Annotated in this window: 18 protein-coding genes and 1 tRNA gene; 10 read left to right on the top strand and 9 right to left on the bottom strand. The window is 70.9% G+C overall.

Translation table 11 applies throughout. The annotated features are described in order from the left end of the window. Positions 1-75 precede the first annotated feature (75 nt). A tRNA-Pro gene (locus tag OUY22_RS09370) sits at positions 76-149 on the bottom strand. 72 nt (positions 150-221) lie between these two features. After that, the gene (locus OUY22_RS09365) at positions 222-1,115 is read right to left on the bottom strand and encodes a metallophosphoesterase (protein ID WP_270154437.1); all 894 of its coding nucleotides are present in this window, start codon (positions 1,113-1,115) and stop codon (positions 222-224) included. Between the two features lie 60 nt (positions 1,116-1,175). On the opposite strand from OUY22_RS09365, the gene OUY22_RS09360 reads away from it, so the two are divergent. Further along, complete coding sequence (locus tag OUY22_RS09360; protein WP_270154436.1) at positions 1,176-1,631, top strand: GatB/YqeY domain-containing protein; 456 nt, start codon at positions 1,176-1,178, stop codon at positions 1,629-1,631. A gap of 27 nt (positions 1,632-1,658) precedes the next feature. Here OUY22_RS09360 and OUY22_RS09355 read toward each other — a convergent pair whose 3' ends face one another. After that, positions 1,659-3,854, bottom strand: a complete 2,196-nt coding sequence (locus OUY22_RS09355) for a transglycosylase domain-containing protein (protein ID WP_270154435.1) — start codon at positions 3,852-3,854, stop codon at positions 1,659-1,661. Between the two features lie 308 nt (positions 3,855-4,162). On the opposite strand from OUY22_RS09355, the gene OUY22_RS09350 reads away from it, so the two are divergent. After that, on the top strand, positions 4,163-4,459 hold the full coding sequence (locus OUY22_RS09350; protein ID WP_148036282.1) for a WhiB family transcriptional regulator: 297 nt from the start codon (positions 4,163-4,165) through the stop codon (positions 4,457-4,459). A 93-nt stretch (positions 4,460-4,552) separates the two neighbouring features. Here the strand turns inward: OUY22_RS09350 and OUY22_RS09345 are convergent, their stop codons facing one another. Together OUY22_RS09345 and OUY22_RS09340 are read right to left on the bottom strand one after the other, a co-directional pair. Then, entirely contained in the window at positions 4,553-5,680 is a 1,128-nt protein-coding gene (locus OUY22_RS09345; RefSeq protein WP_270154434.1) for an ArsA family ATPase, read from the bottom strand. Continuing rightward, positions 5,677-6,648, bottom strand: a complete 972-nt coding sequence (locus OUY22_RS09340) for an ArsA-related P-loop ATPase (RefSeq protein WP_270154433.1) — start codon at positions 6,646-6,648, stop codon at positions 5,677-5,679. The genes OUY22_RS09345 and OUY22_RS09340 overlap by 4 nt, the downstream gene beginning before the upstream one ends. 106 nt (positions 6,649-6,754) lie before the next feature. Between OUY22_RS09340 and OUY22_RS09335 the strand changes: the two genes are divergently transcribed. Genes OUY22_RS09335 through OUY22_RS09320 form a run of 4 tightly spaced genes read left to right on the top strand, consistent with a single transcriptional unit; the run spans position 6,755 to position 9,015 of the window. After that, on the top strand, positions 6,755-6,910 hold the full coding sequence (locus OUY22_RS09335; RefSeq protein ID WP_148438127.1) for a DUF4177 domain-containing protein: 156 nt from the start codon (positions 6,755-6,757) through the stop codon (positions 6,908-6,910). Beyond that, positions 6,907-7,365: a RidA family protein gene (locus OUY22_RS09330; RefSeq protein ID WP_270154432.1), complete on the top strand. Its 459-nt coding sequence runs from the start codon at positions 6,907-6,909 to the stop codon at positions 7,363-7,365. The genes OUY22_RS09335 and OUY22_RS09330 overlap by 4 nt, the downstream gene beginning before the upstream one ends. Before the next feature lie 49 nt (positions 7,366-7,414). Beyond that, complete coding sequence (locus OUY22_RS09325) at positions 7,415-8,230, top strand: NUDIX hydrolase (protein ID WP_270154431.1); 816 nt, start codon at positions 7,415-7,417, stop codon at positions 8,228-8,230. Beyond that, the gene (locus OUY22_RS09320) at positions 8,227-9,015 is read left to right on the top strand and encodes an MBL fold metallo-hydrolase (protein WP_270154430.1); all 789 of its coding nucleotides are present in this window, start codon (positions 8,227-8,229) and stop codon (positions 9,013-9,015) included. Before OUY22_RS09325 ends, OUY22_RS09320 begins: the two co-directional genes overlap by 4 nt. Here OUY22_RS09320 and OUY22_RS09315 read toward each other — a convergent pair. Further along, entirely contained in the window at positions 8,997-9,677 is a 681-nt protein-coding gene (locus OUY22_RS09315) for a Crp/Fnr family transcriptional regulator (protein WP_270154429.1), read from the bottom strand. The genes OUY22_RS09320 and OUY22_RS09315 overlap by 19 nt on opposite strands. 337 nt (positions 9,678-10,014) lie before the next feature. On the opposite strand from OUY22_RS09315, the gene nth reads away from it, so the two are divergent. The 3 genes from nth (at position 10,015) to OUY22_RS09300 (ending at position 12,739) form a co-directional block, all read left to right on the top strand. Continuing rightward, positions 10,015-10,746, top strand: a complete 732-nt coding sequence (nth, locus tag OUY22_RS09310) for an endonuclease III (protein WP_270154428.1) — start codon at positions 10,015-10,017, stop codon at positions 10,744-10,746. Between the two features lie 37 nt (positions 10,747-10,783). Continuing rightward, positions 10,784-11,455, top strand: coding sequence for an NUDIX hydrolase (locus tag OUY22_RS09305; protein ID WP_270154427.1), 672 nt, complete (start codon positions 10,784-10,786; stop codon positions 11,453-11,455). A 90-nt stretch (positions 11,456-11,545) separates the two neighbouring features. Beyond that, positions 11,546-12,739, top strand: a complete 1,194-nt coding sequence (locus tag OUY22_RS09300; RefSeq protein WP_270154426.1) for a MarP family serine protease — start codon at positions 11,546-11,548, stop codon at positions 12,737-12,739. A 7-nt stretch (positions 12,740-12,746) separates the two neighbouring features. Here OUY22_RS09300 and OUY22_RS09295 read toward each other — a convergent pair whose 3' ends face one another. Genes OUY22_RS09295 through OUY22_RS09285 form a run of 3 tightly spaced genes read right to left on the bottom strand, consistent with a single transcriptional unit; the run spans position 12,747 to position 14,561 of the window. Further along, positions 12,747-13,205, bottom strand: a complete 459-nt coding sequence (locus OUY22_RS09295; RefSeq protein ID WP_270154425.1) for a DUF309 domain-containing protein — start codon at positions 13,203-13,205, stop codon at positions 12,747-12,749. Further along, the gene (locus OUY22_RS09290) at positions 13,202-14,122 is read right to left on the bottom strand and encodes an alpha/beta fold hydrolase (protein ID WP_270154424.1); all 921 of its coding nucleotides are present in this window, start codon (positions 14,120-14,122) and stop codon (positions 13,202-13,204) included. Before OUY22_RS09290 ends, OUY22_RS09295 begins: the two co-directional genes overlap by 4 nt. After that, positions 14,112-14,561 (bottom strand): phage holin family protein, encoded by a 450-nt coding sequence (locus OUY22_RS09285; RefSeq protein WP_270154423.1) that lies wholly within the window; start codon positions 14,559-14,561, stop codon positions 14,112-14,114. The genes OUY22_RS09290 and OUY22_RS09285 overlap by 11 nt, the downstream gene beginning before the upstream one ends. Between OUY22_RS09285 and OUY22_RS09280 the strand changes: the two genes are divergently transcribed. After that, a partial coding sequence (locus OUY22_RS09280) for a hypothetical protein (RefSeq protein ID WP_270154422.1) occupies positions 14,560-14,758 on the top strand: 199 nt, incomplete at its 3' end. The genes OUY22_RS09285 and OUY22_RS09280 overlap by 2 nt on opposite strands.

Below are 14,758 nucleotides of genomic sequence, written 5' to 3'. Positions count from 1 at the left end.
CCGTAGTCACGCAGAAGACGGAAGAGGCCGCTTCCGATCTCCGGAAGCGGCCTTCTCTACCTGCGGCTACTACTGTCGGGGTGGCGGGATTTGAACCCACGACCTCTTCGTCCCGAACGAAGCGCGCTGCCAAGCTGCGCTACACCCCGGTGCACGCCGTCCTGCACGTGCGTGGAAAGTCTAGCCGACTTCGGGGGTGCTTGTGACCACTCGGGTGTGTCTCAGCGCCGGGGCACGAGGGTGAGCAGGGACGCCTCCGGGAAGCAGGCGAAGCGGGCCGGGGCGTACGGGGAGGTGCCGAGGCCGGCGGAGACGTGCAGCCAGGCGCTGTCGTGGCGGCTGAGGCCCTTGACGCGCTTCCTGTCGATGCCGCAGTTGGTGACCAGGGCGCCGTAGAACGGGATGCAGAGCTGGCCGCCGTGGGTGTGGCCGGCGAGGAGGAGCTGGTAGCCGTCGTCGGCGAAGCGGGTCATGTTGCGGGGCTCGGGGGAGTGCATGACGCCGAGGCGGAGGTCGGCGTCGGCGGGGGCGGGGCCGGCCACGAGGTCGTAGCGGTCGCGGGAGATGTGGGAGTCGTGGATGCCGGCCACGGCCACGTCGAGGTCGCCGACCTTGACGCGGGCGGTGGTGTTGTTCATGTCGAGCCAGCCCTCCGCGGCCATGCCGGCGCCCAGCTCTTCCCAGGGGAGCGACGGGGTGTGCTGGCGGCGCTCGTTGCGTGAGGTGCGCCAGAGGTAGCGCAGAGGGTTCTTGGGCTGCGGCGCGTAGAGGTCGTTGGACCCGTACACGAACAGGCCGGGGCGGCGCAGCAGCGGCTCCAGGGCGTGCAGCAGCGACGGGACGGCGTCGGGGTGGGCGATGGAGTCGCCGGTGTTGACCACCAGGTCGGGCTCCAGCCCGCCCAGCGAGCGCACCCAGTTGATCAACATGGTGCGGCGCGGGGTCAGGTGCAGGTCGGACAGGTGCAAGATGCGTACGGGACGTTGGCCCGGCGCCAGGACCGGCACGTCGAAACGGCGCAACCGGAAGGAGTTGCGCTCCACGACGGACGCGTACGCCACGCCGGCGACGCCGAGCCCGAGCACTGACAGCGGCACTGCGACTGCTTTCCTCACGTTCTCATGATGCCTGACATCCGGTACGGGGGTGTCCTCTCACGCGGCAAGATGGACCCCATGAGCGGATTGAAGGACAAGCTGAAGGCCGATCTCACGGCCTCCATGAAGAACCGGGACGAGGTCCGGCTGCGGACCATCCGGATGGCTCTGGCGGCGGTGAACGTCGAGGAGGTCGCCGGCAAGGAGGCGAGGGAGCTCTCCGACGCGGAGATCATCAAGGTGCTGACCCGGGAGGCGAAGAAGCGTCGGGAGGCGGCGGAGGCGTTCGGCAACGCCGGGCGCGCCGAGCAGGCTCAGGCGGAGCTCGACGAGCAGGCGGTCCTGGAGGAGTACCTCCCCGCCCAGCTGTCCGACGAGGAGCTGGGCCGACTGGTGGAGGAGGCCATCGCCGAGACGGGCGCCTCGGGGCCGCAGGCGATGGGCCAGGTGATGAAGGTGGTCAACCCGAAGGTCGCCGGGCGGGCGGAGGGCGGCCGGGTGGCCGCCGCGGTGCGCGCCAGGCTGGCTTCCTGAGCGGTCGCCCTCAGCCGGGGCCGGCCGTCATTCGGCCGGCACCAGGCCCGTCTCGTTCCAGTTGCCCCAGTCACGGTCGGCGACGTCGCCGCCGCGTCCACGGCCGCCCCGGTCACCGCGGTCGCCCCGGTCCGGGTCGAACAGGTCGCGCAGGTCGTCGAAGTCGCGGTCGCGGGGGTCCTTCTCCTTCGGCTTGGGCGCGCACTTGTCGCTGCAGCCACCGAAGCGGGCCTGGTCGACCGGGTGGAACTTGGCCGCCTCCACGCCCTTGAGCGCGGCGATCATCGATTCCTTCCAGATCGGGCCGGAGATCGACGCGCCGTACACGTACGAGTAGTAGCGGCCGCCGATGGTCACGCCGATCAGGTTGTGGCTGAAGGCGCCGCGCGGGTCGCCGATGCTGACCGCCGAGGACAGGTTGGGCGTGTAGCCGGCGAACCAGGCGGCGGTGTAGTTGTCGGTGGTGCCGGTCTTGCCGGCGGCGTCGCGGCCGATGCCGCCGACCCCGCTCATCGTGCCCTTGGTGAACACGCCGGACAGGATGGCGCTGACGGCGTCGGCGACCTCCTCGTCCAGGACCTGCTCGCACTTGGGCTTGAACCGGGTGACCTTGCCGTTGCGGTCCTTGACCTCGGTGATGGCGAGCGGCTTGCAGTGCTTGCCGCGGGCGCCGAGGGTGGCGTAGGTGTTGGCGACCGTCACCGGGTCGACCTCGTTGATGCCGAGGGTGAAGGTCTCGAACTCGCCGATCTTCCCGCCGTCGGCCCGCTTGAGGCCCATCTTCTTCGCGGTCTTGACCGTGTCGCAGAGGCCGACGTCCTGCTGCAGCTTCATGAAGAACGTGTTGACCGAGCCCCAGGTGCCGCTCTCCAGCGTCTTGAAGCCGCCGCCGCCCTCGCTGGAGTTGTTGACGGTGTGGGACGGGTCGCCGACGCCGTTGCCCTTGCAGTCCTTGAACGTGCTGTAGCCGGAGGCGCGGTAGCCGTCGGGGGAGGGGAAGCCGTCGCCGAACTTCATGCCCTCGGCCAGCGCCGTGGTCAGCGTGTAGACCTTGGCGGTGGAGCCCTGCTGGAAGCCCCGGCCGCCGCCGTGCGCGGCGTCGGCGACCAGGTTGTAGGACATCTCGTTCTTCTTCTTGGAGTTGCCGAAGGTGCGGGAGGCGGCCATGGCCTTGATCTCGCCGGTGCCCGGCACGATCATCGCCTGCGCGGCCACCGGCTTGTCCTTGGGGCTCACGTACTTCTTGATGGCCTTCTCGGCGGCCTTCTGCATCTTCGGGTCGATCGTGGTCTTGATGGTCAGGCCGCCGCGCTGGAGGAGCTTGAGCCGCTCCTCGGCGGTCTTGCCGAAGTCCTCGTTGAGCAGGATCTCGTTCTGCACGTAGAGGCAGAAGTAGGGATATTTGCTCTCTTCGCAGCCGCCGGGCATCTCGACGTCTTTCCAGCCGAGCTTCTTCTGCTTGGCCTCGTCGGCCTCCGCGCGGGTGATCACGCCGACCTCGTACATGCGGTCGAGCACGACGTTGCGCCGTTCCAGCAGCAGGGCCCTGGACTTGGGGCCGACGTTGGGGTCGGTCCTCGCGGGGTTCTGGACCGCGCCGGCGAGGGTGGCGGACTCGGCGAGGGTGAGCTCGCTGGCGGGCTTGTCGAAGAAGCGCCGGGCGGCGGCCTGGATGCCGTGGGCGCCCGCGCCGAAGTAGGCGATGTTGAGGTAGCGCTCGAGGATCTGGTTCTTGGTGTACTTCTGCTCGATCGCCATGGCGTGGCGCAGCTCGTTGAGCTTGCGGGAGACCGTCGTGGCGGTCGCCGCGGCGCGTTCCTCGTCGGTCTCGGCGGCGTTGACCAGCACCTGCTTGACGTACTGCTGGGTGATGGAAGAACCGCCCTGGGTGACCCCGCCGGTGGTAAGGTTCTTGATCAGAGCGCGGGCGGTGCCCTCGATGTCGATGGGCCCGTGCTTGTAGAAACGGAAGTCCTCGATCGCGATCAGGGCCTTCTGCATGATCGGGGCGACCTTGTCGAGGCTGACCGACTGGCGGTTCTCGAAGTAGAACTGCGCGATCTGCTTGCCGTCGGCGTCGACGAGTTTCGTGCGCTCGGAGAGCGGCGGCTCCGTGAGCTCTTCGGGCTTGAGGTCGAGGGCGCCGACGGCCGACTTGGCCGAGACGCCCGCTCCGCCGACGGCGGGCAGGGCCACGGCGGCTGCGAGCACGCCTGCGGCCATGCCGGCCACCGTCAACTTGATGACGTTGAGTATCGGCGATGAACGATCTTTGCCCTGAGCTTGCACGGTCCCAAGCCTACGTCGAAAGCGTGTCGCTAACGGTAACACGACACCATTTCGCCTTGACTGGCTGGGGTGACTAGTCATTCCCGGTCAACAGTCCAGCGAGAATTTGGTCCTCTGGGGTCTGTCGGCCCGAAGGTCTCCTTGCGTACGTTCTCTCTGCGGCAATTGAATACGGAGGCTCGGCGCCCGCGCCCGTCGGCCCCAAATGACGACTGACCACCTAAGGGGAGTGGGGTCGAAAAATGTGGATCACGGATTGGACCTCCCGTGCCGCCTGTCGTGGTGCGGACCCGGACGCGCTGTTCGTCCAAGGGGCTGCGCAGAACAGGGCGAAGCTGATCTGCCGAGGATGCCCGGTCCGTACCGAATGCCTCGCCGATGCGCTGGACAACCGCATCGAGTTCGGGGTGTGGGGCGGTATGACCGAGCGCGAACGGCGAGCGCTGCTGCGGCGGCGACCCGATGTCGACTCCTGGCGAGAGCTGCTCGAGTCGGCGAAAGAAGAGTACGAGCGGACCAACGAGCTGATCGCCGGCTGATCGGTCTGGGCGAGGTGCGGCCGGCCGTGAGGCCGGCCGCGCTCTTGTGCGGAGCACTCGCCCTCACGGTGAGGAGCGGTGGCGGGCTCGCGGCTAGCTCTTCGCCATGAGCTCGCCCACCCGGCGCAGGCCGGCCAGGTCGTGCACGTCGTCGGACATCGCGGCGACCTGGGCGACCGGCACGGTCGGGTGCGCGCTGACGAAGTGGTCCTGTTCCCGGTGTTCGCGAGCGGTGAGCTGCATCCTGCCGGTGTGCAGCCGCAGCACGGCGGCGGTCAGCTCATGCTCGCCCCGGGACTCCAGGTCCTCGGCGGCCGCGGCGCTCCGGACTCCCGAGAGCGACGCGGCCGGCGACTCGTGGACCCGGTTGACCACGAGGCCGGCGAGGGGCATCCGCTCCTCGGCCAGCCGCTCGACGAAGTAGGACGCCTCCCGCATGGCGTCGCGCTCCGGCGTGGCGACCACGAGGAAGGCCGTGCCCGGCGCCTGGAGCAGCTTGTACGTCAGGTCGGCGCGTTGCCTGAAGCCGCCGAAGACCGCGTCGAGCGCCGACACGAACGTCTGCAGATCCTTGATCACCTGGGCGCCGAGCAGTTTGTTCAGCGCGCCCGCGACCAGCCCGAACCCGGCGTTGAAGAGCCGGAAGGCGCTGCGCCCTCCGGCCTTGGCCGGGGCGGTGAGCAGCCGGATGAACCGTCCGTCGAGGAAGCGGCCGAGTCGCTCGGGCGCGTCGAGGAAGTCGAGGGCGGAGCGTGACGGCGGGGTGTCGACGATGATCAGGTCCCACTCGTCGGAGCGGCGGAGCTGGCCGAGCTTCTCCATGGCCATGTACTCCTGGGTGCCGGCGAAGCTCGACGACAGCGACTGGTAGAAGGGGTTCGACAGGATCTGGCGGGCCCGTTCGGGGTCGGCGTGCGCCTCGATGATCTCGTCGAACGTGCGCTTCATGTCGAGCATCATCGCGTAGAGCTGGCCGCCGCTCTCGCACTCGACGACGCGGCGCGGGGTGTTGTCGAGCTCGGTGAGGCCCATCGACTGGGCCAGGCGCCTGGCGGGGTCCACCGTGAGCACCACGGCGCACCTGCCGCGTTCGGCGGCGCGCAGGCCGAGCGCGGCGGCGGTGGTGGTCTTGCCGACGCCGCCGGAGCCGCAGCAGACGATGATGCGGGTGCCGCGGTCGTCGAGGATGGCGTCGATGTCGAGGGTGGCGGGCTTTCTCACGCTGCTCCCTGGGTGCGGATGCTCTCGGCCAGCTCGTACAGGCCCGCGAGATCGACCCCGTCGGCCAGGAACGGCAGCTCGTAGCTCGGCCGTGAGGCGGCGTCGAGGGTGCGGCGCTCGTCGCGTTCGAGCTCGGCGCGGCGGGCGTGCTCGACGAGCTCCTCGCTGAGCGCCTCGGCCAGGGCCTTGGCGTCGCCTCCCGAGGCGAGGCCGGCGGCCTCCAGGCCGGCGACCAGCTCCGCGGAGTCGAAGCGGCCCTTGACCGCCTGGTCGAGCACGGGCTGGGGGAGCAGCGGCGCGCGCACCATGTTGATGAACACGCCGCCCGGTGGCAGGCCCGCCGTGCGGAGCTCGGCGAGGCCGTCGAGCGTCTCCTGGACGGGCATCTCCTCCAGCAGCGTCACGAAGTGCACCGCCGTCTCCGGGCTCTTGACGACGCCTCGTACGAGGTCGGAGTGGTTCTTGATGGGGCCGACCTTGGCCAGGCCGGCGACCTCTTCGGTGACGTTCAGGAAGCGCGTGATGCGGCCGGTCGGCGGCGCGTCGAGGACCACGGCGTCGTAGACGCGCTTGCCGTTCTTGGCCCGCCTGCGCACGGCCTCGGTGGTCTTGCCGGTGACCAGCACGTCGCGGAAGCCCGGGGCGATCGTGGTGGCGAAGTCGAGCACTCCCATCTTGGTCAGCGCCCGGCCCGCCCTGCGCATGCCGTAGAACATCTCCAGGTATTCGAGCATGGCCTCTTCGGGGTCGACGGCCAGCGCGTACACGTCGCCGCCGTCGGGGGCCACGGCGATGCGGCGCTCCTCGTACGGCAGCGGCGGCAGGTCGAAGATCTGCGCGATGCCCTGGCGGCCCTCGACCTCGACGAGCAGCACCTTGCGGCCGCCCGAGGCGAGCGCGAGCGCCAGCGCGGCGGCCACCGTCGTCTTTCCGGTGCCGCCCTTGCCGGTGACGACGTGGAGTCGCACACCGTCCCAATCCGTGTCCCCAGAGTCCACGATTCGAGGCTACCGAACGGTTACTTGCCGTCAGCCCACGAGAGTCCCGGAGATTGCTCACACTACGCTGATGTCCATGAAGAAATGGGAGTACCTCACGGCTCCAGTGCTCATACACAACACGAAGATGATCCTGGACAACTTCGGCGCCGACGGCTGGGAGCTGGTCCAGATCGTCCAGGGCGCCACGCCCGAGCAACTGGTCGCCTACTTCAAGCGGGAGAAGCAGTGACACCTGAGCAGAAGATCGCGGATCTCGGGCTGGAACTGCCCGAGGTGGTGGCGCCGCTGGCCGCGTACGTGCCGACGGTGCGCACCGGGAACCTGGTCTACACCTCGGGTCAGGTGCCCGTGGTGAAGGGCGAGGTGCAGGTCACCGGCAAGCTCGGCGCCGAGGTCGGCGTCGAGGAGGGGCAGGCGGCGGCGCGGGTCTGCGCGCTGAACGCGGTGGCGGCGCTGAAGGCCGAGGTGGGTGAGCTGGCCCAGGTCAAGCGGATCGTCAAGGTCGTGGTCTTCGTGGCCAGCGCGCCCGATTTCACGGGGCAGCCGCAGGTCGCCAACGGCGCCAGCGAGCTGCTGGGCGAGGTGTTCGGCGAGGCGGGCAAGCACGCGCGCAGCGCCGTCGGGGTGGCCTCGCTGCCGCTGAACGTCCCGGTCGAGGTGGAGCTCATCGCCGAGGTGTCCTGAAAGCCGGATATGTCACTATGACCGAGTGATGTTCTAGTTGGAGGTCATCGTGGCTGGTCTTCGGTTCTCTCGGGAACACGCCGAGCACATCAGAGACGTGCTGTCCGGGCGTGTCGCCCCGGCCCCCGCGCGGGACGCCGCCACCGTGGCGCTCTTCCGCGCGGGCCGGGGCGGCGGCATCCGGGTCTACCTGCTGCGGCGCAAGGCCACCATGGCCTTCGCCGCCGGCGCGTACGTCTTCCCCGGCGGGTCGGTCGACCCGCGCGACACCGACCAGGCCGTGGCGTGGGCGGGGCCGTCGCCCGCCGAGTGGGGGCGGGTCTTCCGCGCGGACGAGGCGACGGCCAGGGGCCTGGTGTGCGCGGCCGTGCGCGAGACGTTCGAGGAGTCGGGGGTGCTGCTCGCCGGGCCGGGGCCCGGCTCCGTGGTCGCCGACACCCGGGGCGACGACTGGGAGGCCGACCGGCTGGCCCTGATCGACAGGAGCCTCGCCTTCGCCGACTTCCTCGCCAAGAGAGGCCTGGTGCTCCGCTCCGACCTGCTCAAGCCGTGGGCCCACTGGATCACGCCGGAGGCCGAGACCCGGCGCTACGACACCCGCTTCTTCGTCGCCGTGCTGCCCGAGGGGCAGCGCACCCGCGACGTGGGCGGCGAGGCCGACCAGGTCGAGTGGCGCCGCCCGGCCGAGGCCCTGGCCATGGCGGACGCCGGGGAGATCTTCCTGATGCCTCCCACGTACCGCACGCTGAGCGAGCTGGCCCGCCACGACAGCGTGGAGTCGGTGCTGGGCGAGGAGCGGGAGATCGTCACCGTGCTGCCGAGGGTCGTCGAGGTCGACGGCGAGTTCCGGCTGGAGTCGGCGTGAGCGGCCTGCACATCCCGCTCGACACGCCCGACGGCTCGCGCACCGCGCATGCCGAGAACCTCCTCGCGCCCAACCCGTCGGCCATGACGCTCGACGGCACCAACACGTGGGTGATCGGCGGCAGGGAGGTCGTCGTGGTCGACCCGGGGCCCGACGACGAGGCCCACCTGCTCCGGGTCCGCGACCACCTGGGGGAGCGCAGGGTGACGCGGATCCTGCTCACCCACGGGCACGCCGACCACAGCGGCGGCGCCCGGCGGTTCGCCGAGCTGACCGGCGCGCCGGTGCGGGCCCTGGACCCGCGCCACCGGCTGGGCGACGAGGGGCTCGCCGACGGCGACGTGGTCGTCGTGGACGGGCTGGAGATCCACGTGTACGGCACGCCCGGCCACTCGGCGGACTCGCTCTGCTTCTGGCTCCCCGACGACCGGGCCATGCTGACCGGCGACACCGTGCTCGGCCGGGGCACCACGATCATCGCGCAGGACGGCGGCCTGGCCGACTACCTGCGCAGCCTGGACCGGCTCAGGGCGGCGGCGGAGAGCCTGGAGGCGCGGGCCCTGCTGCCGGGCCACGGCCCGGTGCTGCCCGACCCGATCGGCGCGCTCGACGGCTATATCGCGCACCGGCGCGAGCGCCTCGACCAGATCAGGGAGGCGCGCCGGCAGGGCGCGCGCACGCCGCGGGAGATCGTCCACATCGTGTACGCGGACGTCGACAGGTCGCTCTGGCCCGCGGCCGAGGTGTCGGTGCGGGCCCAGCTGGACTATCTGGAGCGGTTGTAGAGCCGGTCGTGGTCGAGGATGACCACGGCCTTGGCCTCGATGCGCAGCCAGCCGCGCTGCGCGAAGTCGGCCAGGGCCTTGTTGACCGTCTCGCGGGACGCGCCGACGAGCTGGGCCAGCTCCTCCTGGGTGAGATCGTGGTGGACGCGGATGCCGTCGTCGGTCTTGGTGCCGAACCGCTCGGCCAGGTCGAGCAGCTGTTTGGCCACCCGGCCGGGCACGTCGGTGAACACCAGGTCGGCCAGCACGTCGTTGGTGCGGCGCAGCCGCTGGGCGAGGGCCCGCAGCAGGTGGAGCGCCACCTCGGGGCGGCCGGTCAGCCAGGGACGCAGGTCGTCGTGGCCCAGCCCGGCCAGGCGCGCCTCGGTCAGGGCGGTCGCGGTGGCGGTGCGCGGCCGGGGGTCGAACAGGGACAGCTCGCCGAACATCTCGCTCGGCCCCAGCACGCTGAGGACGTTCTCCCGGCCGTCGGGGGAGGTGCGGGAGAGCTTCACCTTGCCTTCGAGGACCACGTAGAGCCGGTCGCCGGTCTCGTTCTCGTGGAAGACGGTCTGCCCTTTGGACAGCTGGACCTCGGTGATGCTCGTCCTGAGCGCCGCGGCGCTCTCCCGGTCGAGCGCGGCGAACAGGGGGGCCTTGCCCAGCACGTCTTCGGTGTTCACTCTGCCTCCTCTGCTGCCATTGTGACGCACACCACTCCGGGCGGCGCACCTGGGGAGCAGCTCGTCCCGTGTGTCGCTCAAGCCGGCCGAACCGCCTGCGAGCTCGAGATGGTCCCCCCACGACGAGCCGTGCGATCCTCCTGCCGAAGTGTATGAACAAAACCGTCAACATGCTTACTCATCCCCCGCAGTAACCCCCGCAGTCCGGCACATGAACCGATAAATGGCGTTCAGTCGCCTGAAAGCCGGGTGCTTCCCCTCCGGCACGCCAAGGGGGGCAGAGGAGGGCGCAAAGGATCGGGTCCGGTGAGCGCGCGCGTGGCCGTACCCTTGCGGCATGGCGACGAACGTGGCGGGCGCCCGCGGACGCAAGCCGGAGACGCGGCTGGGGCTGGTGCGGCGGGCCAGGAAGATGAACCGGATCCTCGCGGAGACCTACCCCGACGCCCACTGCGAGCTCGACTTCACCAACTCGTTCGAGCTCCTGGTCGCCACCGTGCTGTCGGCGCAGACCACCGACGTGCGGGTCAACCTGACCACGCCGGCGCTGTTCGCCAAGTACCCGACGCCCGACGACATGGCCGCCGCCGACCCCGAGGACCTGGAGGCCATCATCAAGCCGACCGGGTTCTTCCGGGCGAAGACCCGCTCGCTCATCGGGCTGGCCACCGGCCTGCGCGACCGGTTCGGCGGCGAGGTGCCGCGCAGGATGGACGACCTGGTCACGCTGCCCGGCGTGGGCCGCAAGACCGCCAACGTCGTGCTCGGCAACGCCTTCGGGGTGCCGGGGCTGACCGTCGACACCCACTTCCAGCGGCTGGTGCGACGCTTCGGGTGGACCGGGGAGACCGACCCGGTCAAGATCGAACTGGTCGTCGGCGAGCTCATCCCCAAGCGGGAGTGGACCGTTTTCTCCCACCGGGTGATCTGGCACGGCCGCCGCATCTGCCACGCCCGCAGACCCGCCTGCGGCGTCTGCCCCCTGGCGGCGCTCTGCCCCTCGTACGGCACCGGCCCGACCGCCGCCGAGGAGGCGCGCAAGCTGGTGCGTTCCGGACCCTTCTCCTGAGGGGAAGCTCCGTGATCCCCGCGGTGTTGGAGAAGTCGTGACCGAGGTGCCCCACTGGCTCGACCGACTCGCCGCGAACGCTCCCACGACCCCCGTGCCCGCCCGGCTGCGCCCGCCCGCCCGAGGCGGCCGCAAGGCCGCGGTGCTGGCCCTGTTCGGTGACGGCCCCTACGGCACCGACGTGCTGCTCATCCAGCGCAGCCTGCGCGGGCGCCGGCATCCCGGCCAGCCGGCGTTCCCCGGCGGCGGCGTCGACCCCGGCGACGACGGCCCGGTCGGCGCGGCGTTGCGCGAGGCCGAGGAGGAGACCGGGCTGAACCCGCGCGGCGTCACCGTGCTCGGCACCATGCCCGAGCTGTACCTCTCCCACAGCGACAACCGCGTCACCCCCGTGCTCGGCTGGTGGCACGACCCCTCGGCGGTGCACGCCGCCTCGCCCGACGAGGTCGACTCGGTCGAACGGGTGCCGGTGGGCGAGCTGACCGACCCGGCCAACCGCCTCATGCTCCGCTGGCGGGCCGACCTGGCCGGACCCGCCTTCCGGGTACGCGGGATGCTCGTATGGGGGTTCACCGCGGCGGTGCTCGACGGGCTGCTCCGCGACGGCGGGCTGGAACAGCCGTGGGACCGCGGCCGGATCGAGGAGATCCCGCCCGAGGTGCTCAACGCCGGCCCGCGGCTGACGCCACCCGCCCCGGCCGCTTCCTGAGAGCTCCCCGGGCCGCGGACGGCCGCGACTCGCGGGCGGTCCTGGCCGAAGACATGCACACTTGACCCACTCCCTGGTTAGCTTTGAAGCGTGCGCGGTGATCTGCTTGACCTCATATTGATCGGCCTCGTGATCGCTTTTGGGATCTCGGGATACCGGCAGGGCTTCATCATCGGGGTGATGAGCTTCGTCGGGTTCGTGGGCGGGGCCGTCCTGGGAGTGTTCATCGCGCCGCCGATCGCCCGCGCCGTCGTCGACGGCGACACGCCGCAGGCGCTCCTCGCCATCGTGGTCGTCTTCCTGGCGGCGACGATCGGGCAGTTCGCCTCCTCGACGATCGGCGCCGTGGTGCGCTCGCACGTCACGTGGGAGCCGGCCAAGGTGGCCGACGCGGTCGGGGGCACGTTCGCCAGCGCGCTGTCGGTCCTGGTGATCGCGTGGCTGATCGGCTCGCTGATCGTGTCGACCTCGTTCACCCCGCTGGTCGACCAGGTCAAGGGGTCGCTGCTGCTCACCACCGTCGACCAGGCCATCCCGCAGGCGGCGCGCAACTGGCAGCAGCCGTTCAAGAAGTTCATCGACCGCTCCGAGTTCCCGCCGGTCTTCGACGCGATCGGCGCGGGCCAGCTCGTGGACGTCGACCCGGCCCCGCGCAGCATACTCAAGGGCGCCAGGCTGGAGCGGGCCACCCGGGCCATCGTGAAGGTGCAGGGCAACGCCGAGAGCTGCAACAAGCACATCGAGGGCACCGGTTTCGTCTACGCACGCGACCGCATCATGACCAACGCGCACGTCGTCGCCGGGGTGACCCGCGACCTGCAGATCGTCGACCACGCCGGCAGGCGGCACGCCGCCACGGTGGTCCGCTACAACCCGCGCCGCGACATCGCCGTCCTCCGCGTCCCGGGGCTCAACCTGCCGGCGCTCGCCTTCGACGGCGAGGCCGAGAAGGGCGACAACGCGATCATCGCCGGCTTCCCGAAGGGCCAGGGCTTCACCGCCGAGCCGGCCCGCATCCGCAGCCGCATCAACAACGCCGAGAGCCCCGACATCTACCGCGACACCAACGTCACCCGCTCCGTCTACGCGATCCGCGGCGTGGTGCTGCCGGGCAACTCCGGCGGCCCGCTGCTCACCGTCGACGGCCGCGTGTACGGGGTGATCTTCGCAGCCGCGGTGAGCCAGGAGGAGACCGGCTACGCGCTGACGGCCGACGAGGTCCGTCCGGACGCCGAGCAGGGAAGGAACGACACCAGCCCGGCCGACACCCAGGAATGCGACTGAGCCGCGCTCAGCCCAGGTCGTGCGGCTCCGGCAGCACGGTCAGGATCTGCTCGACCGCCTCGCCGGCGTCGCTGTCGTCGTGCAGCCCGGACGCCACCCTGCCCACCGCGTCGTACGGGTCCCCGTACGCCTGGACCCGGGCCGCGCCCCGGGCGAGCAGCGTCAGCGCGCCGCGCCCGTTGCCACGCTGCAGATGGGTCAGGCCCACGCAGATCTGCGCCAGGCCCTGCCACAGCTCGCGCTCCTCCTCGGGGGCGCACTTCCAGCGCCCCTCGAACACCTCGTGCGCGTTGAACGGCAGGCCCTCGGCCAGGAACAGGCGGCCGTCGGCGAGCGCCTGCCCCGTGGTGGGCGCGTAGTCGTCGGGCACCCTCGGGGTCCCCTCCGAGCCGTACGGCAGCGGCCGGCCGAACGCGTCACGCGGCCGGGCGTTGCGCGGGCGCCCCTCCGGATCTCGGTCTCTCATCGGTCCGGCTCCGGGTCGGCGAGCCAGCCGAGCAGCTCCGTGTCGAACACGTCGGGAATCTCCTCGTGCGGGAAGTGGCCCGCCCCCTCGAACAGCCGCCACCGGTACGGGGCGGCGACGTAGCGGCCCGAGCCCTGGGCGGTGCGCGGCAGCGTGAGCCGGTCCAGCGCCCCGTGCAGCTGCAGGGACGGCGCCTCGACCTCGGTCCGCATGATCCTGGCGTAGCGGAGGCCATCGGGGCGCAGCTGCGAGCGGCCGAACCACCGGTGGTACTCCAGCGCGCAGTGGGACACCGCCGGGATCGAGAACGCCTCCCGGTAGGTGCGCGCCGTCTCCGCGTCCGGCCAGCCGGGCCCGGACCACTCGTCGAGCAGCCTGCCCACGAGCGCGCCGCCCCGGCGGGTGAGCCGGTGCTCCGGCAGCAGCGGGAGCTGGAAGCCGAACGCCCGGCGGCTCGCCCTGAGCTGGCCGAACGGGTCGGTCAGCAGCGCGCTGCGCAGCCGCAACGGATGCGGGGCCGACACGGCGACCAGCCGGTGCACGCACTTCGGGTCGAGCACCGCCATCGTCCAGGCCAGCAGCCCGCCCCAGTCGTGGCCGACCACGATCGCTCCGGTCTCACCCAGCGCCTTGATCAGCCCGACCGCGTCGGCGGCCAGTGTCGGCAGGTCGTAGCCGCGCGGCGGCTTGTCGCTGCCGCCGTAGCCGCGCAGGTCGACCGCGACCGCTCGGTAGCCCGCCGCGGGCAGCGAGGCGAGCTGGTGGCGCCAGGTCCACCAGAACTGCGGGAACCCGTGGAGAAGCAGCACCAGCGGCCCGTCGCCGGCCTCCACGACGTGGAACCGGGTGCCGCCCGCGTGCACGGCGCGGTGCGTCCACGGCCCCTCGATCCGGACGACGGCCTCGTCAGGTGCCATCACTCGTCACCGGCCTCTTGACTGGGACGGGTCTGTCGTCCAGCGGGAGCGACGGCTCGTCCGGATGGGAGATCTCCTTGAGCCCTTTCAGCGACCGCGTCGTCCGCTTCATCTTGGTCAGGCCCTTCAGCCTGCGGGCTCCGATGAAGACCAGCAAGCCCGCCACGAGCAGGTAGAAGACGGTGACGATGAGGAAGGCGGCCCACGTCGGCAGCCACTCGGCGATCACGAACGCGATCGTGAACGAGAGGAGAATCAGGCACAGGTGCGCCATGAAAGCGGCGGCGGCGAACATGCCCCCGGCCATGCCGACCCGCTTGGCGTCGAACCTGAACTCGGCCTTGGCCAGCTCGATCTCCGAACGGACCAGGGTCGAGATGTGATCGGTCGCCTGGGCGACGAGCGAGCCCAGTGATTCTTCCTCGGGAGTCTGCGGCATGAACGTCTCCTATCGGGGCCTGTCGGCCGTGTCAATCATCAATCAGCGGGATGCGGGCTCGCGTACCGTACGCGAAACCGGCCCGCCCGCGGAGCCCGCCTGCGGCCTCGCCTCTCCCGGCGGATCATCACAGGAACCTGCCCACCACGCGTCCCGCAATCACTCCCAGCTCTACCCGATCCGAGAACATAGCGCCG

The organism is Nonomuraea corallina (genome assembly GCF_027620315.1).
Classification (GTDB): Bacteria; Actinomycetota; Actinomycetes; order Streptosporangiales; family Streptosporangiaceae; genus Nonomuraea; species Nonomuraea corallina.
The sequence above is the reverse complement of the archived record's forward strand: the minus strand, read 5'-3'. Positions and strand labels throughout refer to the sequence as shown.